Source organism: Desulfonatronospira thiodismutans ASO3-1 (genome assembly GCF_000174435.1).
GTDB classification, from domain to species: Bacteria; Desulfobacterota; Desulfovibrionia; order Desulfovibrionales; family Desulfonatronovibrionaceae; genus Desulfonatronospira; species Desulfonatronospira thiodismutans.
Genome location: NZ_ACJN02000003.1, coordinates 33,462 through 56,035, shown reverse-complemented (window position 1 = coordinate 56,035; position 22,574 = coordinate 33,462). Strand labels below are relative to the sequence as shown.

The 22,574-nt window shown below is 46.1% G+C and carries 19 protein-coding genes and 3 pseudogenes; 6 read left to right on the top strand and 16 right to left on the bottom strand.

The window, feature by feature from the left end; genetic code table 11:
* Position 1: 1 nt before the first annotated feature.
* Both DTHIO_RS12015 and DTHIO_RS21700 read right to left on the bottom strand, forming a co-directional pair.
* Positions 2-1,426: an RtcB family protein gene (locus DTHIO_RS12015; RefSeq protein WP_008870544.1), complete on the bottom strand. Its 1,425-nt coding sequence runs from the start codon at positions 1,424-1,426 to the stop codon at positions 2-4.
* Between the two features lie 68 nt (positions 1,427-1,494).
* The gene (locus tag DTHIO_RS21700) at positions 1,495-1,917 is read right to left on the bottom strand and encodes an archease (protein WP_040418932.1); all 423 of its coding nucleotides are present in this window, start codon (positions 1,915-1,917) and stop codon (positions 1,495-1,497) included.
* A gap of 425 nt (positions 1,918-2,342) precedes the next feature.
* Here DTHIO_RS21700 and DTHIO_RS12005 point away from each other — a divergent pair, with 425 nt between their 5' ends.
* The 4 genes from DTHIO_RS12005 to DTHIO_RS11990 all read left to right on the top strand — a co-directional run bounded on the left by DTHIO_RS12005 (position 2,343) and on the right by DTHIO_RS11990 (position 5,316).
* Entirely contained in the window at positions 2,343-2,687 is a 345-nt protein-coding gene (locus DTHIO_RS12005; RefSeq protein ID WP_008870542.1) for a hypothetical protein, read from the top strand.
* Between the two features lie 271 nt (positions 2,688-2,958).
* Positions 2,959-4,521 carry a BCCT family transporter gene (locus DTHIO_RS12000; protein WP_008870541.1) on the top strand — a complete coding sequence of 521 codons (1,563 nt, stop codon included), beginning with the start codon at positions 2,959-2,961 and terminating at the stop codon, positions 4,519-4,521.
* Between the two features lie 172 nt (positions 4,522-4,693).
* Complete coding sequence (locus DTHIO_RS11995; RefSeq protein ID WP_008870540.1) at positions 4,694-4,924, top strand: hypothetical protein; 231 nt, start codon at positions 4,694-4,696, stop codon at positions 4,922-4,924.
* On the top strand, positions 4,924-5,316 hold the full coding sequence (locus DTHIO_RS11990) for a type II toxin-antitoxin system VapC family toxin (protein ID WP_008870539.1): 393 nt from the start codon (positions 4,924-4,926) through the stop codon (positions 5,314-5,316). Before DTHIO_RS11995 ends, DTHIO_RS11990 begins: the two co-directional genes overlap by 1 nt.
* Before the next feature lie 239 nt (positions 5,317-5,555).
* Here DTHIO_RS11990 and DTHIO_RS21165 read toward each other — a convergent pair whose 3' ends face one another.
* Positions 5,556-5,840, bottom strand: a complete 285-nt coding sequence (locus DTHIO_RS21165) for a hypothetical protein (RefSeq protein ID WP_144311528.1) — start codon at positions 5,838-5,840, stop codon at positions 5,556-5,558.
* A 182-nt stretch (positions 5,841-6,022) separates the two neighbouring features.
* On the opposite strand from DTHIO_RS21165, the gene DTHIO_RS22470 reads away from it, so the two are divergent.
* Together DTHIO_RS22470 and DTHIO_RS22465 are read left to right on the top strand one after the other, a co-directional pair.
* Positions 6,023-6,571 carry an integrase arm-type DNA-binding domain-containing protein gene (locus DTHIO_RS22470; RefSeq protein WP_244156374.1) on the top strand — a complete coding sequence of 183 codons (549 nt, stop codon included), beginning with the start codon at positions 6,023-6,025 and terminating at the stop codon, positions 6,569-6,571.
* A 36-nt stretch (positions 6,572-6,607) separates the two neighbouring features.
* On the top strand, positions 6,608-7,177 hold the full coding sequence (locus DTHIO_RS22465) for a site-specific integrase (protein WP_244156373.1): 570 nt from the start codon (positions 6,608-6,610) through the stop codon (positions 7,175-7,177).
* 61 nt (positions 7,178-7,238) lie between these two features.
* On the opposite strand, the gene DTHIO_RS11980 is transcribed toward DTHIO_RS22465, so the two are convergent.
* From DTHIO_RS11980 to DTHIO_RS21465, 13 genes and pseudogenes are all read right to left on the bottom strand, one after another.
* Entirely contained in the window at positions 7,239-8,144 is a 906-nt protein-coding gene (locus DTHIO_RS11980; protein ID WP_244156396.1) for an Rpn family recombination-promoting nuclease/putative transposase, read from the bottom strand.
* On the bottom strand, positions 8,123-8,281 hold the full coding sequence (locus DTHIO_RS22460) for a hypothetical protein (protein WP_244156372.1): 159 nt from the start codon (positions 8,279-8,281) through the stop codon (positions 8,123-8,125). The genes DTHIO_RS11980 and DTHIO_RS22460 overlap by 22 nt, the downstream gene beginning before the upstream one ends.
* Positions 8,282-8,343: 62 nt before the next feature.
* A complete protein-coding gene (locus DTHIO_RS22455) occupies positions 8,344-8,994 on the bottom strand; it encodes an ISAs1 family transposase (protein WP_161598669.1) in 651 nt (216 codons plus the stop codon).
* A 71-nt stretch (positions 8,995-9,065) separates the two neighbouring features.
* On the bottom strand, positions 9,066-10,139 hold the full coding sequence (locus DTHIO_RS22450) for a Druantia anti-phage system protein DruA (protein ID WP_050775192.1): 1,074 nt from the start codon (positions 10,137-10,139) through the stop codon (positions 9,066-9,068).
* A 262-nt stretch (positions 10,140-10,401) separates the two neighbouring features.
* A complete protein-coding gene (locus tag DTHIO_RS11960) occupies positions 10,402-11,457 on the bottom strand; it encodes an Rpn family recombination-promoting nuclease/putative transposase (RefSeq protein ID WP_008870537.1) in 1,056 nt (351 codons plus the stop codon).
* 226 nt (positions 11,458-11,683) lie between these two features.
* A complete protein-coding gene (locus DTHIO_RS11950) occupies positions 11,684-12,604 on the bottom strand; it encodes a transposase (RefSeq protein ID WP_008870536.1) in 921 nt (306 codons plus the stop codon).
* Positions 12,516-15,776: an outer membrane protein assembly factor BamB family protein gene (locus tag DTHIO_RS19845; protein ID WP_050775191.1), complete on the bottom strand. Its 3,261-nt coding sequence runs from the start codon at positions 15,774-15,776 to the stop codon at positions 12,516-12,518. Before DTHIO_RS19845 ends, DTHIO_RS11950 begins: the two co-directional genes overlap by 89 nt.
* Before the next feature lie 768 nt (positions 15,777-16,544).
* Positions 16,545-16,760, bottom strand: a pseudogene (locus tag DTHIO_RS21695) (hypothetical protein); the annotation flags it as partial.
* Positions 16,761-16,950: 190 nt separating this feature from the next.
* Entirely contained in the window at positions 16,951-20,178 is a 3,228-nt protein-coding gene (locus DTHIO_RS20840) for a BspA family leucine-rich repeat surface protein (RefSeq protein WP_008870535.1), read from the bottom strand.
* Positions 20,179-20,648: 470 nt separating this feature from the next.
* Positions 20,649-20,851, bottom strand: a pseudogene (locus DTHIO_RS22445) (hypothetical protein).
* A gap of 101 nt (positions 20,852-20,952) precedes the next feature.
* Positions 20,953-21,996 (bottom strand): Rpn family recombination-promoting nuclease/putative transposase, encoded by a 1,044-nt coding sequence (locus DTHIO_RS11920; protein WP_008870532.1) that lies wholly within the window; start codon positions 21,994-21,996, stop codon positions 20,953-20,955.
* Positions 21,997-22,164: 168 nt separating this feature from the next.
* A pseudogene (locus DTHIO_RS11910) lies at positions 22,165-22,449 on the bottom strand (hypothetical protein); the annotation flags it as partial.
* Positions 22,409-22,561, bottom strand: a complete 153-nt coding sequence (locus tag DTHIO_RS21465; RefSeq protein WP_153305073.1) for a hypothetical protein — start codon at positions 22,559-22,561, stop codon at positions 22,409-22,411. The pseudogene DTHIO_RS11910 and the gene DTHIO_RS21465, both read right to left, overlap by 41 nt.
* Positions 22,562-22,574 lie beyond the last annotated feature (13 nt).

Genomic DNA, 22,574 nt, shown 5'->3' with positions numbered 1-22,574 from the left:
GTTATCCCTTTATGCAGATCATGGGCTTGAGCTTTGCTACCTTGCGGGCCAGAGAGCTGTTGTGGCTTACCTCCACCACACGGCTTACATCCTTGTATGCTTCCGGGGCTTCTTCGGAAAGCCCCTTGAAGCTATGACTTCTAACTTCGATATTCATTTTTTGCAAATGGTCAATAACCTGACGGCCGGGATATTTTTTCACCGCCTGTTTGCGGCTCATTACTCTGCCTGCTCCATGGCAGGCAGATCCAAAACTTATACCCATTCCTTCCAAGGTTCCGGCCATTATATAGGAAGAAGTGCCCATGCTGCCGCCAATGAGCACCGGCTGCCCCACCTGGACATACTCGGCAGGCAGATCCGGATGTCCGGGGCCAAAGGCCCTTGTGGCTCCTTTCCGGTGTACGAAGAGCCTGATGCTTCGCCCTTGAAATTCGTGATCCTCTTCCCGGCAGGTGTTGTGGCAGACATCATAGAGCATGGATATACGGGCATCGGGAAAGACAGTTTCAAAGCTTTCCCGGGCCAGGTGGCTTAAGATCTGGCGGTTGGCCAGGGCGCAATTTATGGCTGCTCGCATGGCCCCCAGATACTGCTGCCCGGTATCGGAAAAAATCGGGGCGCAGGCCAGATCCCTGTCCGGCAGCCTGATCTTCTGCCTGGCTGATTCCTGGACCATGAGCCTGATATACTCTGTAGCCACCTGGTGCCCCAGCCCCCTGGAACCGCAATGAATGCTTATGACCACGTCGTCCTTGCGCAGTCCAAAGGCCTGGGCGGCGTTGTCGTCAAAGATTTCCTGGATGGCCTGGACTTCCAGATAGTGATTTCCCGAGCCCAGTGTGCCCAGTTCCCGGTCCAGGCGTTTGCGGGCCTTATCGCTTACCGCCAGCGGATCCGCCCCGGAAGCTGTACCGCCTTCCTCGGTTTTTTTCAGGTCCGAGCTTGTTCCGTATCCTCTGCCTACAGCCCATTTGCCCCCCTGGGCCAGCATCCGGTCCATATCTCTGCCGGAAATTTTCAGCCCCTTCTTGGTCCCCAGTCCCGCCGGGACATTCTGATACAAAAGGTCAGCCAAAGTTTTTCTTTCAGCCAGGACTCTGTCTTTGTGAATTCCTGTCACCAGCGTACGCACTCCGCATGCGATGTCGAACCCCACTCCTCCAGCGGATACGATACCCCCCTGGTGAGGATCAAAGGCGCCGACTCCGCCTATGGGGAAACCGTACCCCAGATGGGCGTCCGGCATGGCCAGCGCTCCGTGAACTATGCCCGGCAGAGTAGCCACATTGGCCAGCTGCCTGAAGACGTCCCCCTCCATGTCCGCCAGGAGTTCGTCATCGGCAAAAATGAAGCCTGGCACACGCATGGGTCCTTCAGGTTCCAGGCGATGTATATATGAAGAGACTCTGGTAGGCTTTTGCATGTTGGTATAGCTTAACAATATCCGGGTTAATCTTTTAAACTAATACACTCCAGAAGGTTGTCAAATCTTTATACATCAACAATGCAGGTGGCAATATATTTTCCGTTTTTGTCCTGCCACACCTTCAGCCCGTTGAAACTTGCTCCCTTAACTTCTACTTCGGGCTGGTGCCTGAGGCTGTCCAGGGATTCTCCAAGAACTCTGGCCCGCAGTCGGCCATCATTGATGTCTGCCTCGATCCAGGAGTAAGCAAATCCCTCGGCGGAAACCAGGAAAATCAGTTCGTTGAGGAAATCGAAAAACAGTAGTTCCGGGTCATGGCCTTCCAGGTTTATTATCCTGGATTCTTTACGGTGTATAAGTTCAAGGTCACACATAACCGCCATGAGAGCCAGTCCGGCCTGGGCGAAAGCCTGCTCCAGGCTGGGGCCAACCCCCTGAATGCCGATATCCGCCCTGTGATCCAGGTGTTTCCAGTAAGCGTTATTCATATTGCAAAGAGTTCGCCCTGGTTGAATTGTTTTGAGTTCTGCATGCAACCGGGTTGAAATATTGCTGCTGAATTTTCCTGATTCTGCCGTCTCAGGGGTTTTGTTTGTGTTCCGGGTGGTGTTATTATTTGCACTATATTGACTTTTGGTAAGAATATAGTTCATATTAGAATTTATTTCAAACATTATTGCGGTTATTTTTGATCTGCTCAAGATGACTTGCAGTGTAATGGATTTTCGGAAATGGCGCAGCATCAGCAAAGATCTGCTTAGGATTGATGCCCCTTCTGAACATGGGTTGTCACTTGTCAACCTGAATTCTAACTGGTTTCCATCCGGAAAGTCTTTCTTTCCAGATGTTAAAGCTATTGGTTTTCTTTACCGAAAGAACCGTTTTCGGATGGAAACTAATTGGAGGTAGACTTATGAAACAGGGTAAGCGCAAAGGAACTTATACCCACAATTATGATCCTGACCGCCTGCGGCAGTTAATCAAGGACAAAAAGGATGCCAAGGCGATCATGAAGGATCTGCAGATTTCCAGGTACAGCCTTTATGAGCAGTTGCTCATGCTTCAGGACGAGGACAACGAACTTTACGAGATCCCAGGGCTTTTGGACCCACCCACTCTGGAAGAGAGAAGATGGTGGAAATACAAGAAGGATGGAGTGATTTTTTCCGAAAAGATGCTCCAGTATACCGGATTTAAACCCGGAGACGCCTTTGAAATGGTAGTTGAAGACGACCGGGTGATTCTGAAAAAAATTTAGAGTTTTATTACCTGGCGGGTACATCCGGACTTGGTATGGCAGGCATCTTGATGAACACAGTCGTCTTTTAGTTATCAGGTTTTTTGCTTTACTGCTTGATTCCTGCCAATTTTTTGAGCCTGGAAAAGTTTCTACATCCTCAGGGAATCGACTTCTCGCAGGGATGCTGAACAACCTGCCTGCATAGCAAAGTATCTTTGTGACGTGTATTCAGCTGTGCATAAAAGCTTAACTGCCAGCAGGAGTTAATCTTTCTAATCAGGAGGTACGCATGGAAGAAGATATTCAAATGCCGCGCCAGATGCGCAAGTCAACCTGGAAAAAGAGAACAGGAAAGTTTAGATACGACATTCATCCGTGGGTATTTTTTGTATCCACGGTGATCATTTTATTGGGAGTGATTGTTACCCTGGCGGCAGGAGATGTTGCACTGGAGGCTTTCGGAGCTATACAGGGGTGGATAACCACGCATTTCGGCTGGTTTTATATCCTGGTCATGAACCTGGTGCTGGTGTTCTGCATTGCTCTAATATTTACCAAGTATGCAGGAATGCGCCTGGGAGGAGAAGACGCTGAGCCGGAGTTTTCCATTATCGGCTGGTTCGCCATGCTCTTTTCAGCAGGCATGGGGATCGGGCTGTTGTTTTTCGGCGTGGCTGAGCCCATGTATCACTACCTGGACAACCCCCTGGGCGAATCCGAATCCATAGAAGCCGCCAGAATGTCCATGGAGATTACTTTTCTGCACTGGGGTTTTCATCCCTGGGCCATATATGCAGTAGTGGGCCTGGGCATAGGCTTTTTCGGCTTTTCCGAAAAACTGCCTTTGTCCATACGCAATATTTTTTATCCGGTTCTGGGAAGACGCATCTACGGCCCCATAGGTAACTTTATTGATATTCTGGCCACCATTGCCACGCTGTTCGGAGTGGCCACCTCCCTGGGACTCGGGGTACAGCAGATCAACGCCGGGATAAGCCATTTAACGGGCATTCCTGAAAATACATTTGTCCAGGGACTGCTCATTGCCGGCATAACAGCTATAGCGCTGTGGTCTGTACTTCGCGGTCTGGACGCGGGCATTAAGCTTTTAAGCCAGATAAATATCGGCATTGCCGCTGTCTTGATGCTCTTTGTCTTTATTCTTGGGCCGACCCTGTTTATTTTGACGGGGCTCTTGGAAAATACAGGCAATTATCTGCAGAACCTGCCGTCTCTGGCCCTGTGGAGCGAGGCTTATGACGAGGGCGGCTGGCAGAGCGCCTGGACCCTGTTCTACTGGGCCTGGTGGATAGCCTGGTCTCCCTTTGTGGGTATGTTTATCGCCAGGGTCTCCTACGGCAGGACCATCCGGCAGTACCTCACCGGCGTACTTCTGGTGCCAGTGGCTGTTACCTTTGTCTGGTTGACCGTATTCGGCAACAGCGCCATTTATTTGGAGCACTTCGCTGAAGTGGGTCTAGCCGACGCTGTTCTGGCAAACATGCCTGTATCCATGTTTGTATTTCTGGAACAGTTTCCCCTGGGAATGCTGACTTCCATACTGGCCGTACTGGTGGTCATCACTTTCTTTGTGACCTCTTCGGACTCCGGGTCCATGGTCATTGACATCATCAATGCCGGCGGAAACCCTGATCCACCCAAGATTCAGAGGGTGTACTGGGTGGTTCTGGAAGGCCTGGTGGCAGGGGTGCTTCTGGTGGGCGGCGGGCTGGTGGCCCTGCAGACCGCCTCGCTCATTACCGGACTGCCCTTTGCCATCATCATCTTCATCATGTGCTGGTCCCTGTTCAAGGGCCTTAGAAGACACTGGCTCAAGTACTACGAGGATTGATGATTCAGGCGTCTAATCGCTGCTTAAAAGACAGAAACAAAAGCGGCCCGCCGGCTGATCCGGCGGGCCGCTTTTTTTGTGGAAGCTGAGGCATGATCCTGGGCTGGATTTTCTTGACATGCAAGGAGGAACACATATAATTTAACTTATATATTAAGTTATGGAGGACAGCATGGGGCAGATGACTATATATCTTGATCCGGAGACAGAGCAAAAGCTCAAGGCTTTTCTGGAAGGCAGCAATATATCTAAAAGCAAGTGGATAGCCTCATTGATCAGAGAACAGACTTCCAGGGAATGGCCGGAAAAGATCAAAAGACTGGCCGGAGCCTGGAATGATTTTCCCGAGGCGGAAGAGTTGAGGAAGGACCTTGCTCCTGATTTTTTCAGGGAGCCCTTGTGATGTATCTTCTGGACACAAACACTGTGATATATTTTTTTAAAGGTCAGGGAAGAGTGCCTGAGCGTCTGCTGGCAATTGCGCCGGGGGAAACAACCGTTTCAAGTATTACAGTTTACGAGATTGAAACCGGTATTGCCAAGTCAAGGCAGCCGGAAAGACTTCGCAGCAACCTGGACCAGTTTTTAAGCATGGTCGTGGTTTTACCTTTCCAAACCCATGAAGCCAAACGGGCCGCCAGGATCAGAGCTGATCTGGAAGAATCAGGCATGCCCATAGGCCCTTATGACATACTCATAGCAGCAACTGCGGTGGCCAATGCCCGGATTCTGGTAACAAGAAATGTGCGGGAATTCAGCAGGGTACAAGGGCTCATGGTTGAAAACTGGTATTAAGTTGGTGTTCATACGTAACCATTCAGGGATGCCGCAATCTGCCTAAGGACAGTAATCACCGTCGAGGACTCCCTGAATAATTATGTATGCACTATTTTTTCGTAACAATTCAGGGGGGCAGGTACCGATCAGGGGGACAGTCCCCGCGACACTTTTCCTTCACGAATACAAAAAGTACAGACAAGATATGAAGTGAAGCTGCATAGTAATTACTCAGCTGGGGACAGTCCCCTGGCCTACTACGAAGATTGATGGTTCAGGCGTCTAATCGCTGCTAAAAAGACAGAAACAAAAGCGGCCCTCCGGCTGATCCGGCGGGCCGCTTTTTTGTTGAAGCTGAGGCATGATCCCGGTGCAGGCTGGTGTAAATGTGCAGCTTCATCATGTTGAAAAACATGGTTTGCCTGGCCATTTAAAAACATCAGCATCGCTGAGAGTAGAGAAAACCGTGAAATCCAGGCCTGGCGCGAAGTGAGAGTGTCGACAGACGCCCAGATGAAGTAAAAACTGCGACATGCCTGCATTCAAGCCCGCCTCAAATTAATTTTTTGCATGCCACACCTTCTAATTTTCAATTAATATCAGATAGTTATCTCTGGTGGGTAAAGATATACAGGCCTGCATCATGCCTTCCAGCGGAACAAATTATTTAAAAAAATTTTTTTCTGTCCTTATACTTGAAAAAGTGTATAAGGAGGAATCTCTTATGGCCTTGAACACATTAACCCAAAAGCTGGTTGATAACTGTGCATGCCCGGAGGACAAAAAGAAGGAAGTGATCTACGATGACAAATGCAAGGGTCTGATCCTGGAAGTCAGACCAACCGGCGTCAAAACCTTTTATCTCAGGTACAAAGGAAAAAGAGGAAAGTATAAGCAGCTCAAACTCGGCAGGGCCTCATTCCTAAGCGTAGCCCAGGCCCGGGAGCTGGCGAAAAACACTTTGGCGAATATTGCCATGGGCAAGGACCCCCAGGAAGAAAAGAGAATCCTTAAACAAGTGCCCACCTTTGAAAGTTTCACCCAGGATCAATATCTGCCATTTATCAGAGGATATAAAAAATCATGGCAGACAGATGAACAGATCCTACGTCTGCATATCCTTCCAAGATTTGGAAAAAAACACTTGGATGAAATCACTCAGGAAGAACTTATCACTTTCCACAAAAGACAGCTGGAATCAGGATATGCACCAGCCTCAGCAAACCGGGCGATCATAATCATAAATTACATGTTCAACCTGGCCATACAGTAGAATGTCTCAGGGGTAAAAAACAACCCAGCCAAGAGTGTGCCTCTCTTCAAGGAAAACACCAAGAGAGAGAGATACCTGAGCGAACAGGAACTAAAGGCTTTATGTGAAGCTATTAGCCAAAGCCAGAACAGCATGCTGGAACCGATCATATCTATGCTGATCCTGACTGGGGCCAGGAAGCGAGAAGTGCTGGATGCACGGAGGGAAGATTTTGATCTCGCCAGAAAAAGCTGGAGGATTTCAAACAGCAAGTCAGGAAAAGCAAGGACCATCCCCTTATCTGAAGCAGCCTTGGGGATTTTGAACAGATTGCCGAAAATAAAGGGTTGTCCTTATGTCTTTGCAAATCCAACTACAAAGAAACCCTTCGTGTGCATATTTAATGGGTGGGAAGGCGCAAGAAAAAGAGCCGGGTTGGAAGATCTGCATGTACACGATTTACGGCATTCTTTTGCTTCTTTCCTGATCAATGCAGGGCGGAGCATATATGAAGTAGCGACTTTGCTGGGGCACAGCCAAATAAAAACGACTATGCGCTATGCTCACCTCGCGGATGAAACCTTGGCGGAAGCGGTGAACACAGTGCCTTTAGGGAAGGTAGCTTAAGGATTGGGATGTGGGCCACCCTGGGTGTATGGGCTCAGGGTGGCTTTTATTACAATAGTTATCAAGCCTCCAGGGCTTTATCCACTAACTTACTGAACTCTTCCAGGGAACCTACTCTTTGGGTTTTTCTGAACAAGCCATTCAATATATCCAGGGATTCAATCGAGTATATCTTCTGGGTCAATCCTGAACCTACTACATCAAACCGTTCGGTCAAGATTTCTACAATTAGTCGTTGAGTAGCCCTGACTTCGGCTTGTCTCTCCCATTTATCCTTCTCGTGCAAAACCTCTTCTCTGCCTTCCTGCCTACCTTGTTGGACCCACTGATCAGCTAAAGTTTCCATTATACTCTCACCTCCTTCTGGAAGTAGTTCCAGAGCCTTTTTATAGTCTTCCTGAGTCAGATACCCAGTGCTTTTTACAAGATACCTAAAGAAAATCTCAATATACTCCAGGGCAGTTCTGTAACCCAAGGACTCAATCAGACCCCGAACAAGCCTTGGCGGGATCTCCTTTACACTGGGGTCGTTCTGGTATTTTATTATCTCCACATAGAACTTGAGCAGGATCTTTTCCCGAACCTTGGCCTCATCTATACCACGAACATTGAAAAAGGCAAAGGAAAAGTCCGGGATATAGACCTTGAAGGAATCCGAAGGCATTTCCACCAGAGCATGGAAGGAAGAGCACATATTTCTGTCGTCCTCCTGACCCTGGTAGATGACTATGGGAATAATCGGAGGCAGCTTGCCATCGACAAGCATGTGCTGCTCCTGGAGATCCAGCCACTGAAGAGCCATGTACTTGAGCACCTGAACGCCTGTAAGTGGATCAGGAGAACTCTTGTGCTCAAAGAGCAGGTAAATCTTGGCGAACTGGTTTTTATAACCTGTCAATCGTACGCTGAAAACCAGGTCTGAGTAGTGCTTCTTGAGCTTCTCATCTACATAAGTTGTAGGTTCCAGTCGCAGGGTATCCAGGTCAAAGCGCTTCTGGAGTTTTCAGACATATGCTTTTTCAGGAAATGCCTGGCGTTATCCAGATTCTGGAAAATCTTCAGGAACAGTCCTTCGTGTGGAGCTTGGTTTCTTTTAGTCGACATATAGATAATATAATCTATCCAGGGGCTGAGGGCAAGGGGCACGGCAAATTTGTTCTCCTTTGTTATGTTCTGTGTTTTTGAGAATTTTTTGTCATCTTGAAATAGTCCAGAACGGGCCTGATTTGTTGGTGCAGGTCTCTCACTTTTTGAGCGATGTCCTTAACTCCTTTGGACTTGAGCAAGCCTATGGCAAAACCTCTCAAGCGATTTGTATTTGCAGGGCCGTTGCCGGTTCTTATTCTGTTTCTGTCTTCGTCATAAGTCCAATCAAGGATATAATGTTTGCTGTTTTCAATACTCCAATGTCCACGATGGATTTGTAATATTCTGGCAGGATCAGCCTTATTTGGATGGTGGCTGGTTACGCCATAAAAAGTGTTTTCACAGACTTTATTGGTTTTTGGGTCATAGCTTTTTTTATGAATGCAAAACGCCTGGCCGACATGGGGAAATTCAAGGTATTCATTTAGCTCAGTGGTAGTCCATATGGAGCGGGTATCTATTCGGCCATGACCTGGTGGATCTTGGAGGCAATAGTCAGGTTCTTTGCGGTGTTCAAAGTAGTTCTTGATGTCGAAGTAGAGAGTGGGCTGGTTTTTTTTGACGGTAAAAAGGTAGGCTGCGTTGCGCCCAACGATGTATTCGGCCAGTTTTTTCTGAGTAAGAAGCGCGTCGGCGGTGATAGTTTTCCCGGAGACTTCTATTTGTTCCAAGATGGGGATAAACATCCCGATTTCGTTTGTCTGCTTCGTTTCTTGGTCATCATCCTCTGCAGGCAGAGCACCTACTTTTTTTGGGTGTGGGTGGTCTTGGATTCATGGCCAACAACACTGGCAATATGGGTTTGCCGGGCATTTTCATCAATGGCGTTTTTCATGGTTTTGCCATCAAAAGCCAGACAAGTGTCTTCGAGGCCTTGATCTTCATTAAAGCGTTGCACAGCCAGGTCTAATTCAACTGGGTCCGCACGGACTAGAACATCACGTATGACGAACTGACTGGGGATAACATATTTTCCATTTTCCTTGCGGCACCGAAACCGTTGCCGGGCCTTTTGTCCCAGTTTGTTGGCCCAGCCATAAATGGCCTTGTAGCCTTTCATTCCGCACAGGGTGGCTGCTGCTGCAATGGACAGAACTGTAGAGATTCGATGACGGCGTCCATGTGTTCTTCGAGGGTCGGTGACAGTTTTGAAGTAATCCGGGAGTGATTCCATCTGTTTAGCATTCATGGTCATTTTGGGTTCTCCTTTTTGATATGCTGGGTTAAGAATGGCACAAGACAACAGTTTTCTGGCGTTGGCTTGAAGCGGCAAGACAAAGATGAGTTTGGGGGATGAAGGTTTGGCACTGTATCCTTGGCCGACTCTTTTAAAGCCTTTGGTCAGTCCAAGCTCTGTCCAGTTTGAGGCGCGGTATACAGTGCCTGTGTAACGTCTGGGATCTACAAAGGTTTCCAGGAGCAGCAGTGGGTGGCCAAAATGTTGTTGCCAATCAAAAGAGATGCGCTTTGCACAAAGCGATAGGATGCGAGATCCCAGGTTTGGCAGATTCCAGCCCGGCAGAATAAGAAAACGAGTGTTGTTGGCCAGAAGCTTCAAGCGGTCAAACCGATGCCGATATTCCCATCCAATCCAACGGTCCCTGGCCGCGCATTTCAAGGCTGCAGCCGAGAATGTAAGCAGGGCAACCCACTGATCAGAGTATGTGGCGACATACCAGAGTGTTTCGCTGATTTTAGGCGAGGCTCCAAGATAGTGATGCTTGGCCATCAAGGACTTGAACAGGCTTTCCTGCTCCCTTTTGATTGGTTGCAGCCTTACGCTGAGCAAATATGAAGGACGGGGCTTTGTGTGCATGGCGAGCCCCTTGTAACAAACTTTCGAGCACTTGTCCAGGATTTGGGGTTAATTCTATAAATTTTTTGAATTTTTTTGTGAGCATAAATTGGCCCTGGGGCAAGGGGAAATTTTTATAGGCAGCAGAGAGTTGGAGCCTGGAATGTAACCACAAAACATAAAAGCCGGTAATCTGGCAAGCTATGCTGTGCAGTAGAAACAAAAAAAGCCACCCTATCCGCTAAAGGACAGAGTGGCTTTTGGGCTGGCAGGAAAGAAAAGGTTAGTTCTGTGCTGCTCTGTTTACGAGCTCAGTGAATTCTTCGAGGGACTGGGTTTTGATCACTTTTCTGTTTAGAGCTCTTAAGTTCTCCAGAGATTGAATGGACTTGATTTTCTCGTGGAGCATACCGGATAGAGGGCCGTATTGCTCGGTGGCGGCATCTATGAGGGTTTCTTGAGTAGCCTTGAGCTCGGCTTGCCTCTCCCATTTATCCTTTTCCTGCTTTATCCACTCTTCAGCCCGGTGCCTTTCTTTCTGAGCGCCCTGCTCCATCCACTGATCAGCTAAAGTTTCCATTATAGCCTCACCTCCTTCTGGAAGTAATTCCAGAGCCTTTTTATAGTCTTCCTGGGTCAGAAACCCAGTACTTTTTACAAGATACCTAAAGAAAATATCGATGTACTCCAAGGCGGTTCTGTGGCCCAAGGACTCAATCAGACCCCGTACCAGCCTTGGAGGAATTTCCTTTACACTGGGGTCGTTCTGATATTTTATTATCTCTACATAAAACTTGAGCAGGATCTTTTCCTGAACCTTGGCCTCATCCATACCACGAACATTGAAAAAGGCAAAGGAAAAGTCCGGGATATAGACCTTGAAGGACTCGGAAGGCATTTCCACCAAGTAATGAAAAGATGAGCACATATTTCTGTCGTCCTCCTGGCCCTGGTAGATGACTATGGGAATAATCGGAGGTAGCTTGCCATCCACAAGCATGTGCTGTTCCTGGAGATCCAGCCACTGAAGAGCCATGTATTTGAGTACCTGCACCCCAGTCAGAGGGTCAGGAGAACTCTTGTGCTCAAAGAGCAGGTAAATCTTGGCGAACTGATTTTTATAGCCTATCAATCGTACGCTGAAAACCAGGTCTGAATAGTGCTTCTTCAGTTTCTCGTCCACATAAGTTGTAGGTTCCAGTCGCAAGGTATCCAAGTCGAAGCGCTTCTGGATTTCTTCAGACATATGGTTTTTCAGGAAGTGCCTGGCATTATCCAGATTCTGAAAAATCTTCAGGAATAATCCTTCGTGTGGAGCTTGATTTCTTTTAGTCGCCATACAGAGAATATAGTCTATCCAGGGGATGGGGGCAAGGGGAAATTTCTGTTAGGCGGAGAAACAGGACTAAATGCTAACTTTTTATTTAGCGCTGCCCAAATTGTGCATTGCTTGAAATGGGTAAATGACGCGCTGAATTGCCCAAAACATACCATGCATGAAATGGGGAATGACAAGGACAAGTTCAAAGCCCAGAATAATCCCAGCTTTTAACAAAAAGTTGAGCTCAAGATTCACCTAACCTTTTCATAGAATACAAACCCTCCACACCGCCAACCGGAGTAAATTTCCGCTCGTCCTTGGAACCCAGGAGGTGCTTGACCTGGTCAAAGACCTCCTGAACAAAGTCCTTGCCGCCGATAACACCAGAATCGGTAAAATACCGGCATCTGTACCTGAAACGCTCTACTCTGGAAATCTTGTAGCCTTTCTTTCTGGCTTTTTCCACGATCTTTTTGTCCATGACCTTGCCTTTCCCCGCATCCACAGCGCCGGTTTCATAAACAAACTGCCTGTATTTGCGGACAATCTCCTTGGGATCAAACTCATTCCATTCCTTCATCCCAAAATCAATGGACAGCAGGCCGTCTTTGTTCCCGGTCTGGGTATGGTAGCCCAAAGAGCACCAGCGGTAATCCTCAGGTTTCTTTACAATACCTGCCCGGATGGGATTGAGGTCCACATAAGCCAGAAGGTTAACCAGGCTTAACCCGTCCTGAACAATCATACTCTTGAATCTATCCCCCCAGAAAAACCCTCTGCGGTTATACTTCTTATTGAAATACCTGGTAAATCCCTGCTTAATGTCCTTCACATAAGCCCCCAGGTTGGTCAGGCGCTTGCGGTAGTCGGATATAAGCACCCCGGTCACATTAAGCTCATCTCCATAATATTTCTGTAGCCTCTCCTTGATTTCATCATCCGTAGGATCAGACTCTGGATACATGCGGATTACCAGGTGGAAGTGGTTGCCTAAAAGTGCGAATCCCAGCACATCAACAAAGTAGAATTGACTGAACTTTTTGATCAGGCCCAGCAGAAAGTCATTGTCTTTATCCTTAATGGGCAGTCCCTGCAGGGCTGTTCTGGAAACAATATGGTATACGCTGGGCTGATTGTCCCGTATAAATCTGGCTATTCTGGGCATGTTGGACCTCCATGAAGGCTTGTGGTTGCTGGGTTGAAAGGAATTTAGCGAAATAGGGTAGAAAAGTCAACTTAAAGAACCTGTCCCCACTCTCTATTGTTCCACCATTTCGACCCAAGTAAAAATCAACAGAGTTCAGTTCAGACAAATCAGAATGCCAATCTTCTTCCGACAACACGTGGGCATTAGTCATAATATGTCTGGGGCTAATCATAAAGCCGGTTCCAGTGCCTAATGTTCCTGGATCAAGCCCATCATGGTCAACAATGGTATGCCCAATCATATCAAAAGGAGGCTTGTCAGTGTCAGCCCACTGCCACTGGAATTCCCGGTTTTTTTCGTCTTCATACAGGCCGAAAGTCTTAGTATCAGATTCTACCTCTGCACCTTCAACCACCCTTGCTTCTAAGTCCACAGCTCCTGGTTCAAAGTCGCTGGTATTATCAAATACACCAGAGATATCTTCTACATAAGGAGTGTCGCTCTCAAGGTCTACAATGACAGTCTCGACGGTACCGTTCTGGGTAATTGTAAACACAACCTCTTGAGCCCCTCCTGTATGCCCTACTATGGCATCTACCTGAACACTGGAACCTACCTCTCCTTCGGTGACTATGTCTATGGATTGAATGGAAAGCTCTACAGGATCTAGAACTTCCAGATTGGCTGCCTGGGTCTCGTCCCCAGTATTGAGTATCAGCTCGTACTCGCCAAGTTCCAAACCCAGCTCTCCCGAATCCACCACAAAGCTGAGCATTTCGGAATCCCCTGCATCCAGCTCAAGGCTTTGCTCTGCACTCCAGTCTATGGCCGGGTCTACAAAAGACAGGGTGACATCCCTTCTCCCTGAATTTTCGCCTTCATTCTCTATCAGGGCAGAGAATGTGGCAGTAGCTCCCATTTCTACGCTTTGATCTTCAAAATTGCCTTTCTGTGTTAGTTTGAGCACTTCTCCTAAATTATTACCAATATAGATAAGATCATCAGGCCCCACAACTAAACTGGTGATGCTGCTTTCTATTCCTATATCCTCTGCTTTAAAAGACCAAACCTCACTGCCCCCTGGATCATACTTGCTTATATATGAAAAAGATAGATCTCTTTGGAAAAAATAAACAAAGTCGTTTTCACCTACTGCTATACTGTTGATGCTAGCGTTACTATAGTCCGGCTCGAGAAACCAATCTTTGCTGCCTTCAAGATCCAACTTGCTCAAAAAACCTCCTGTATAGTCCCAACCTCCAACATAAAGATAACCATCCTTTGCCAAGGATATATCATAAAACGCTCTATCGTCTTTTTCGTAGGACCAGACCTTTTCTCCCTCAGGATCGATCTTATGCACGCTGCCATCTCTATGCCGTGAAGTACTATATACATAACCGTCATGGTCAACATCCAAACCAGAGATGAGAGTGCTATGCCCATCGTAACTCCAGATCTCATTGCCATCGGGATCTATCTTTCGCACGGTTCTATCCAAGGAAGTGCTATAGACATAGCCCTCATGGTCCACAGCTACCCCACTGACATAATCAGTATGCCCATCGTAACTCCAGATCTCATTGCCATCGGGATCTATCTTTCGCACGGTTTTATCCCTAGAAGTACTATAGACGTAGCCCTCATGGTCCACAGCTACTGCCCAGACAGCATCATTATGCTCATCGTAACTCCAGACCTCATTGCCGCCGGGATCTATCTTTCGCAAAGTGTCATCGAGGGAAGCACTATAGACGTAGCCCTCGTGATCCACGGCTAAGTTGCTGACACTGGAAGCGGCCCCCCCGTCAAACAACCAGACCTTATGAAGTTCAACCGCTTCTGGATTAATAGTGAAATATGCCCCATCCATATCAAGAACATCCAGATTCAGCTCATAGTCGTTCTCATGATCCCATCCCTGTGTTTCGACCTCCAGGTAATACATTCCTGCATCCAGTTCCGCCTGGATATACTCGTTGTCATCGTAGGTCTCGGAAACATCTATTACTCCGCCGACACCTGTAGAATCGTAAAGGGTCATAAACAGATTACCATCGTCAGCGTAGTCATATAAAAGCTCAATGTCTACTTTTGCAGACTCTACCAGTTCAAACCTGTAATAATGCCTGGACAGGTCATCGCCTACGAAATCTTGTCTGGACAAGCTATCTCCCAGGCCCAGCTCACCTATATCCAAGGCAGTCACAAAGCTATCCCCTGGTCCATCATCTGTGATTTCAAAGTCTTTAGCTTGTTTTATCTTAGAAGCATTATCCGCCCCTACGGTCACTTCAAAATCATAATCCCCAGCCTCATCTATCACCAGTTCTTCAAAGGTAACACTAGCCTGCGCTCCCTGGAGTGAGTCTACCTCTATGGTCTCATCTATCTCAGTACCAGATATCGCCAGGTTAACAGTCAAGTTTTCAGTCTCAATACCTGCCAGTTCTTCTATATTCACTTCTACTGTGAATTCCTCTCCTGGCTCTGGCTTTTCCGGGGTTACATCAATAGACTGGATGGATAGTTCTGCCTGGTCGGGTTCATGTTTTAGCCAGTCATTTGAAAAATCTTCATGTTGTCCTATTAAATTGATTATCTTCTGAGTAGAATCACCAGCCTCTATTGCAGATGACACTTCATCTACAAGATCTTCATCTACCCCTCTTAAGTAGACCAGATAGCTATCAGGTGTCTCCTCCCAATCAAAACCAATCTGGATTTGATCACTCTCAGGAGTATCCCAGACATACTTGTCGTCATCGATGTCTACATTAGTCTTGAGTTGATCTTCTGAACCAAAATTATCAATTCTTACAGTTGCTCCATCATTAGGAAAAGGTTCAAAATCAAACTGGACAGAATTAGCAGGTTCCTCACGTACACTATCTGCGTCTAAAGAACTCCCATCATCAGCTGCCGTTACTGTATACACGACATCAAACTCAGCCTCACTTTTAAAATACCCTGAAAAATCGGGGTCGTTTTGAAGGTTCTGGATATCTAAGAAGTCTACATTATCATCCCAGCTGGTCAAATATAGCTGTGCTCCTAAAGGATCAACATCTTCATCTTCCTCAAAAAAGGCGCTATCAAACCTGGAACCCATAAAATCTTTTACCAAAGGATCCATCCCTAACTCCAGCTGCTCATTAAGCATTGCTGTAAGCTCTCTACCTTTACTCATAAGCCCCTCCCATTAGATTTTGTTACAAAAAAAGCCCGCTCCCACCATAAAAGGCAGAAACGGGCCTATAAGCCTGTGAATGTCCCAAGATTATTGACAGGTCCAAGGCCTGGTGCAGGGACCAGCCTTGCTCTGTAAAATGGTTTAAAAACACACAATGCTCCTTAATTTAATTAAAGCATACTGTAAATATTCATAAAACGCAATGTCTTTTTCAACCTACCTGAATGAGGTGGTTATTCAGCCTTCCTATCCTTCAAAGCCCGATAAATAGCCTGTCTGGAAATTCACAATCGCTTGGCTACCTCTGTCTGGTACAAAATGGACTTTTGCAGGCACATCTTTTTAAATGCCCTGAAAGAAAAAAGACGAGGAAAAAGGGATCGGATAAAAAGCTGGAAGCTCTGTGTGGGGCTGTGAGGGCTATTTATAAGGATGTGAGGGCGCAGTAAAAAAGCCAGCAGAGTTATCCTTAAATTGATATGGTTGTAAAGCAATTATTTTTCTTTCCTAATCCACCTGATTTTTAAAAGATTCAGGATGAGCCAAATGTCCAAGTTTTACTTTTTTCCCGATAACATCTCAGATTATTGATTGAGCTTGCCAGGAAGACCTTGGGATGTAAGGCCTTCCTGGTGTCTTTTGCAGGTTATGCAGCCTGCTTCTTATTCTAACCGCCCAGGCATTTAGGTATGTTGATGTGCGCTTGAAAAACCAACGATAAAATATATCACCAAACTTACGAATCAGCGCACTAAGCTCTTCGATCTCTTCCCGTTCTTCCTCTCTCACCGCCTTAAGCTTTTCATCCAGCTCCCTGAGACTGTTCGCCAAACCGTTCAGGAAGTTACTGGCTTGAGAAGCAAAATAATCATGGTTCCGGCCTCAACTGTGGAATCATCTGCACCTCTTTGGGTAAGTTTAATCCTCAAATTTCCATTCGACAAAGTCACTTTCGAAAATACCATCTGCAAATACGTGCATCATCGGTCATCTTTGGATTTGTTGACTGTAGCTCTTGTTCACAGCACAGCCCAGTATCCAAGGTAATGCCTCAGCCTGTCTTTCTTCCTGTAGAAGATCACTGCCCAACTAAGTGAATACGGGTGACTAAAGATCATCTCCAAAAGTCGCTTGTCGACGCAAGATTTGAGGCCATACTCATCCACCTTAACTATGCAACGCAGAGTTCTTCAAACTCCTGGGCAATGCCCTGGAGATCAACTTTCTTATTGAAGTCCTCCTGATCCGAAATGTTGCCATCCTCGTAGTCCACAGCCACTCCGAAATCATCCAAGGACTCAGCGGTCAGTTCCCAATCTTCGCTGAACATGACGTATTGTTCGCCGTTCCATTCCAGGTTGAGCTCATCCGAGAAGTTCAGGGTGAGGTGAGCACCATCCACGTCAGCGCTGTCTATACCGATATTCTCCAGATTGCCTTCGACATCGCTGATCTGAATAACAAATGCATCCAGGTCCAGATCCTCCTCCAGAGGTAGCTTTTCCTGGTAGCTGAAGGTCATGCCCAGCTCGCTGGCTTCGTAGATTTGGTGCTCTGAATTTTCGCTGCCAGTGGTTTCAGTGAATACGAGATCGTCCAGGTAGGGGTTTCCCCCCCACTGCGGATGCCACTCTTCTTTGCCCTCCAGAGGTGATCCATAAGCAAAATATTGTGGTTCTTCACTTATTTCAGGAACGGACCAGCCCGAAATATCCTGATAAAAATCGCTATGGCCAAACATCCACACCATATTTTCCACGTTTGACACATCCCAGTCGCTTATATCCTGATCAAATATAGTTTGATAGAACATAGCATACATGTATTCAACATTGGATACATCCCAGTTTCCTATATCCTGATCGAACACGTTAGCTCCCCAAAACATACCACTCATCCCTTGAACATTGGATACATCCCAGTCTCCGATTGTATCGTTAAACATGCTATGACCAAAATGCTCGGCATCATGAAACATCCAGTTCATATACTCAACACTGGATACATCCCAACTTCCAATATCCTGCCTTAAGTTAGAATTTTGGAACATGCCGCTCATATCCGTAACCTTGGATACATTCCATTCATCAATGCTTCCACTGCCGCCATTGTTGAAGTTATAGGCATTATAAAACATGTAGCTCATGTCCGTGACATTGGATACATCCCAGTGACCTATGTCTTCATCAAAATCCGTACCAGCGAAAAGCTCTGACATGTTTGTAATATTGGAGGTATCGATATTTTTATCAGATTTCCAAAAGGTATACTCTGTATTGTGTCTTTCAACAGTAAATGACCCGTCAGAGGCAGCTTCATAAAGCTCGTGCTTTTCAACAGTTATTGTATCGGGTATCGAGTCCGAGCGAACAGTAAAATATGTTGAATCATAATCATAATCCGGATCAGCGTTTTCAGCTTGAGCACTTACCACGACCTCATACTCACCGGGATCATCCAAACTTATCGAACTGCCGTCAATGAAAGTATCAAATTCCACATCGATGCTTTCATCCTGTAGTTCTCCGGGCCTTGTAAAGTTCGAACCCATCATATTGCCATTCTCATCATAAATATTTAGAATAACTTCCAAATCCTCGGTCTCTACCCCGGCGATCTCGGAAACTCCAAAATTAACTGTAAGTTCCTCACCCACTGAAGAAGAGGACGGATTTACCTCCACATAATCAATTAATAGCTGGGAATATCCTTCCTCGTAAACAGTAAAAAATGTTGAATCATAATCAAAATCCGGATCAGCGTTTTCAGCTTGAGCACTTACCACGACCTCATACTCACCGGGATCATCCAAACTTATCGAACTGCCGTCATCTAAAGTGTCAAATTCCACATCGATGCTTTCCCCCCGAATCTCTCCGGGATATTTATATTTACCCAACACACCCCTGCCATCTTCATCATGGATAGTCAGTAAAACTGCCAAATCCTCGGTCTCAACACCGGCGATCTCGGAAACTGTAGCATCAATTGTAAAATCCTCGCCTACTGAAGGACTGGATGGATCTATCTCTATGTTATCTACAGATATTTGGGCAGGAGGATCGTCAACATCTAACTCGACAAGCACATGATTTGTCACATCCCATGATCCTAAGTTCAAAGGCAACCCGTCTACTTCTGTGCTGTCGTGAACCATAAAGCTACCGGAAACCTCGCCCAATCGAACAAAATATGCCCTGGACTCTCCGGTACCATAAAACTGCTCTCCGTCCCGCAAAACGCCTGCACTTCTTATACCGTCAGGATCCATTCCAAGAGAATCAAATAAAGCGATACCCTCCTCCTCGTAACTATCAACTATATCATACCAGTCTGCAATGGCTACTTCTTGCTCAAATTCTTGATTAACCAAATTTTCCAGGTCAGTATCAGTTAAATCGTATTGCTCTGCTGTAAGTGCAAAATCATCACGAATCTCTGGAGTTATCTCGATCACCGAACTGGAAGTGACCGCATCAGCATTATCCGCATCCGCCGTAACCTCAATCGCATACTCCCCAGCCTCATCTATCACCAGTTCTTCAAAGGTAACACTAGCCTGCGCTCCCTGGAGTGAGTCTACCTCTATGGTCTCATCTATCTCAGTACCAGCTATCGCCAGGTTAACAGTCAGATTTTCAGTCTCAACACCTACCAGTTCTTCCAGGGTTACATCTACTGTGAATCTCTGGCCTAGCTCAGGTTCTTCCGGGGTTACATCTATAGACTGGATGGAGAGTCCTGCCTGGTCGAGTTCATGTTTTAGCCAGTCAGTTGAAAAATCTTCATGTTGTCCTATTAAATTGATTATCTTCTGAGTAGAATCCTCAGCCTCTATTGCAGATGACACTTCATCTACAAGATCTTCATCTACTCCTCTTAAGTAGACCAGGTAGCTATCGGGCACCTCCTCCCAATCAAAACCAATCTGGATTTGATCACTCTCAGGAGTATCCCAGACATACTTGTCGTCATCGATGTCTACATTAGTCTTGAGTTGATCTTCTGAACCAAAATTATCAATTCTTACAGTTGCTCCATCATTAGGAAAAGGTTCAAAATCAAACTGGACAGAATTAGCAGGTTCCTCACGTACACTATCTGCGTCTAAAGAACTCCCATCATCAGCTGCCGTTACTGTATACACGACATCAAACTCAGCCTCACTTTTAAAATACCCTGAAAAATCGGGGTCGTTTTGAAGGTTCTGGATATCTAAGAAGTCTACATTATCATCCCAGCTGGTCAAATATAGCTGTGCTCCTAAAGGATCAACATCTTCATCTTCCTCAAAAAAGGCGCTATCAAACCTGGAACCCATAAAATCTTTTACCAAAGGATCCATCCCTAACTCCAGCTGCTCATTAAGCATTGCTGTTAGCTCTCTGCCTTTACTCATAAGCCCCTCCCATTAGATTTTGTTACAAAAAAAGCCCGCTCCCACCATAAAAGGCAGAAACGGGCCTATAAGCCTGTGAATGTCCCAAGATTATTGACAGGTCCAAGGCCTGGTGCAGGGACCAGCCTTGCTCTAATCTGTGATCAAAAAAACAAAAGTGCATTTTGTTCTCCAAACCTGACAAATCTACGTTTGCAATATACCCTAAATTTCCATAAAGTTCAAGGTTTTTTAAACTGATCTGCTGCCTAAATTCTCCTTGTCTTAGCCACATAACTTTTTTGAAGCTTCAAGTAAACAATAACCACCAAAGCATAAATAAACAGACGGTACAAGAGCAAACCAAACAATGGCCATGAAAAGAGGGAGCAGGCCTGATAGCTTTGTGTGAGTGTAATTTGCAAGGGCATGAAGGTAAAAGCCTGCAGAGACACCCCCTACTGACTCTTAATCAGTTACTGCTAAGTCTGCTACTCCCTGGCCTCTTTCAATCTACCCTCCAGCTCCTTGAGACTGTTCGCCAAACCGTTCATTAAATTACTCGCCTGGCTCGCCGGAATAATCATGGTGCCGGCCTCAACTGTGGAATCATCTGCTCCACGTTGGTCAGCATGATCCTCAGATTTCCATTCGACAAAGTCACTTTACTGATTCCATCTGCAAATACGTGCATAGTTGATTCTCCGTCATATCTTTAGAATACCAGCTTTCTTTTTTCAAAAAGCCGGAAATATAGGTGGCCATCCTTTTGGTTAAGGACAGCCACCTTGGCAGTTAATGTTGAGTAGCCCGATTTACAAGCTCAGTAAACTCTTCAAGGGATTGGGTTTTGTAAACCTTTCTGGTTAAGGTCCGCAGGTTATCAATGGAGTCTATGGAGTTGATTTTATCCTGGAGAGAATTCGGTAAAGGGCCAAAGAAGTCTCCAGCTACATCTATGAGGGTTTCTTTAGCGTTTTTTAACTCTGCCTGCCTCTCCCATATAGGTTTCTCAAGCAATATTGCTTCCCTTTCCTCTTCCTTGCCCTGCTGTTTCCACTGATCAGCTAAAGTTTCCATTATAGTCTCACCTCCTTCTGGAAGTAATTCCAGAGCCTTTTTATAGTCTTCCTGGGTCAGATACCCAGTGCTTTTTACAAGATACCTAAAGAAAATATCAATGTACTCCAAGGCGGTTCTGTGACCCAAGGACTCAATCAGACCCCGAACAAGCCTTGGAGGGATCTCTTTTACACTGGGGTCGTTCTGGTATTTTATTATCTCCACATAGAACTTGAGCAGGATCTTCTCTCGAACCTTGGCCTCATCTATACCACGAACATTAAAAAAGGCAAAGGAAAAGTCCGGGATATAGACTTTGAATGACTCCGAGGGCATTTCCACCAGGTCATGAAAAGATGAGCACATATTTCTATCGTCCTCCTGGCCCTGGTAGATGACTATGGGAATAATCGGAGGAAGCTTGCCATCCACAAGCATATGCTGCTCCTGGAGATCCAACCACTGAAGAGCCATGTACTTGAGTACCTGCACCCCAGTCAAAGGGTCAGGAGAACTTTTGTGCTCAAAAAGCAGGTAAATCTTAGCGAACTGGTTTTTATAACCTATCAATCGTACGCTGAAAACCAGGTCCGAGTAGTGCTTCTTGAGCTTCTCGTCCACATAAGTTGTAGGTTCCAGTCGAAGAGTATTCAGGTCAAAGCGTTTCTGGAGTTCTTCAGACATATGTTTTTTCAGGAAGTGCCTGGCGTTATCCAGATTCTGGAATATCTTCAGGAACAGTCCTTCGTGTGGAGCTTGGTTTCTTTTAGTCGACATATAGATAATATAATCTATCCTGGAGGTGGGGGCAAGGGGAAATTTCTATAGGCGGCAGAGAGTTGGAGCCTGGAATGTAACCACAAAACATAAAAGCCGGTAATCAGGAAAAAACCACCCTATCCGCTAAAGGACAGAGTGGCTTTTGGGCTGGCAGGATAGAAAAGGTTAATTCTGTGCTGCCCGATTTACGAGCTCAGTAAACTCTTCAAGGGATTGGGTTTTGTAAACCTTTCTGGTTAAAGTCCGCAGGTTATCAATCGAGTCTATAGCTTTGATTTTATCCTGGAGAGAATTCGGTAATGGGCCGTGGAAGTCTCCAGCCACATCTATGAGGGTTTCTTGGGCGTTTTTCAGTTCGGCTTGTTTTTCCCATTTCGGCTTTTCTTGATAAGCAGTATCATATCCTCTATCATACCCTCTCTTTTCCAACATATCTGCTATGGTTTCCATGTTTATGCCCCTGACCAAACCATTCATTTTTCAACTCTTTTATTCTGTTTTCATACTCTGACTTCGTCCTCTCATCCCCTTCTCTTCTAAACATTCCAGCAATGGTTCCCATATATTTTTCTCAT

Bases quoted from the DNA above. Each gene is read 5' to 3' on its own strand.
- DTHIO_RS11950 (WP_008870536.1), bottom strand. From the start codon at position 12,604: ATGCCCAGAATAGCCAGATTTATACGGGACAATCAGCCCAGCGTATAC.
- DTHIO_RS22470 (WP_244156374.1), top strand. From the start codon at position 6,023: ATGGCCTTGAACACATTAACCCAAAAGCTGGTTGATAACTGTGCATGC.
- DTHIO_RS21165 (WP_144311528.1), bottom strand. From the start codon at position 5,840: ATGCAGGCATGTCGCAGTTTTTACTTCATCTGGGCGTCTGTCGACACT.
- DTHIO_RS11995 (WP_008870540.1), top strand. From the start codon at position 4,694: ATGGGGCAGATGACTATATATCTTGATCCGGAGACAGAGCAAAAGCTC.
- DTHIO_RS11920 (WP_008870532.1), bottom strand. From the start codon at position 21,996: ATGTCGACTAAAAGAAACCAAGCTCCACACGAAGGACTGTTCCTGAAG.
- DTHIO_RS11990 (WP_008870539.1), top strand. From the start codon at position 4,924: ATGTATCTTCTGGACACAAACACTGTGATATATTTTTTTAAAGGTCAG.
- DTHIO_RS19845 (WP_050775191.1), bottom strand. From the start codon at position 15,776: ATGAGTAAAGGTAGAGAGCTTACAGCAATGCTTAATGAGCAGCTGGAG.
- DTHIO_RS22460 (WP_244156372.1), bottom strand. From the start codon at position 8,281: ATGTCGACTAAAAGAAACCAAGCTCCACACGAAGGACTGTTCCTGAAG.
- DTHIO_RS12005 (WP_008870542.1), top strand. From the start codon at position 2,343: ATGAAACAGGGTAAGCGCAAAGGAACTTATACCCACAATTATGATCCT.
- DTHIO_RS11960 (WP_008870537.1), bottom strand. From the start codon at position 11,457: ATGGCGACTAAAAGAAATCAAGCTCCACACGAAGGATTATTCCTGAAG.
- DTHIO_RS21465 (WP_153305073.1), bottom strand. From the start codon at position 22,561: ATGGGAACCATTGCTGGAATGTTTAGAAGAGAAGGGGATGAGAGGACG.
- DTHIO_RS20840 (WP_008870535.1), bottom strand. From the start codon at position 20,178: ATGAGTAAAGGCAGAGAGCTAACAGCAATGCTTAATGAGCAGCTGGAG.
- DTHIO_RS12015 (WP_008870544.1), bottom strand. From the start codon at position 1,426: ATGCAAAAGCCTACCAGAGTCTCTTCATATATACATCGCCTGGAACCT.
- DTHIO_RS21700 (WP_040418932.1), bottom strand. From the start codon at position 1,917: ATGAATAACGCTTACTGGAAACACCTGGATCACAGGGCGGATATCGGC.
- DTHIO_RS12000 (WP_008870541.1), top strand. From the start codon at position 2,959: ATGGAAGAAGATATTCAAATGCCGCGCCAGATGCGCAAGTCAACCTGG.
- DTHIO_RS22450 (WP_050775192.1), bottom strand. From the start codon at position 10,139: ATGCACACAAAGCCCCGTCCTTCATATTTGCTCAGCGTAAGGCTGCAA.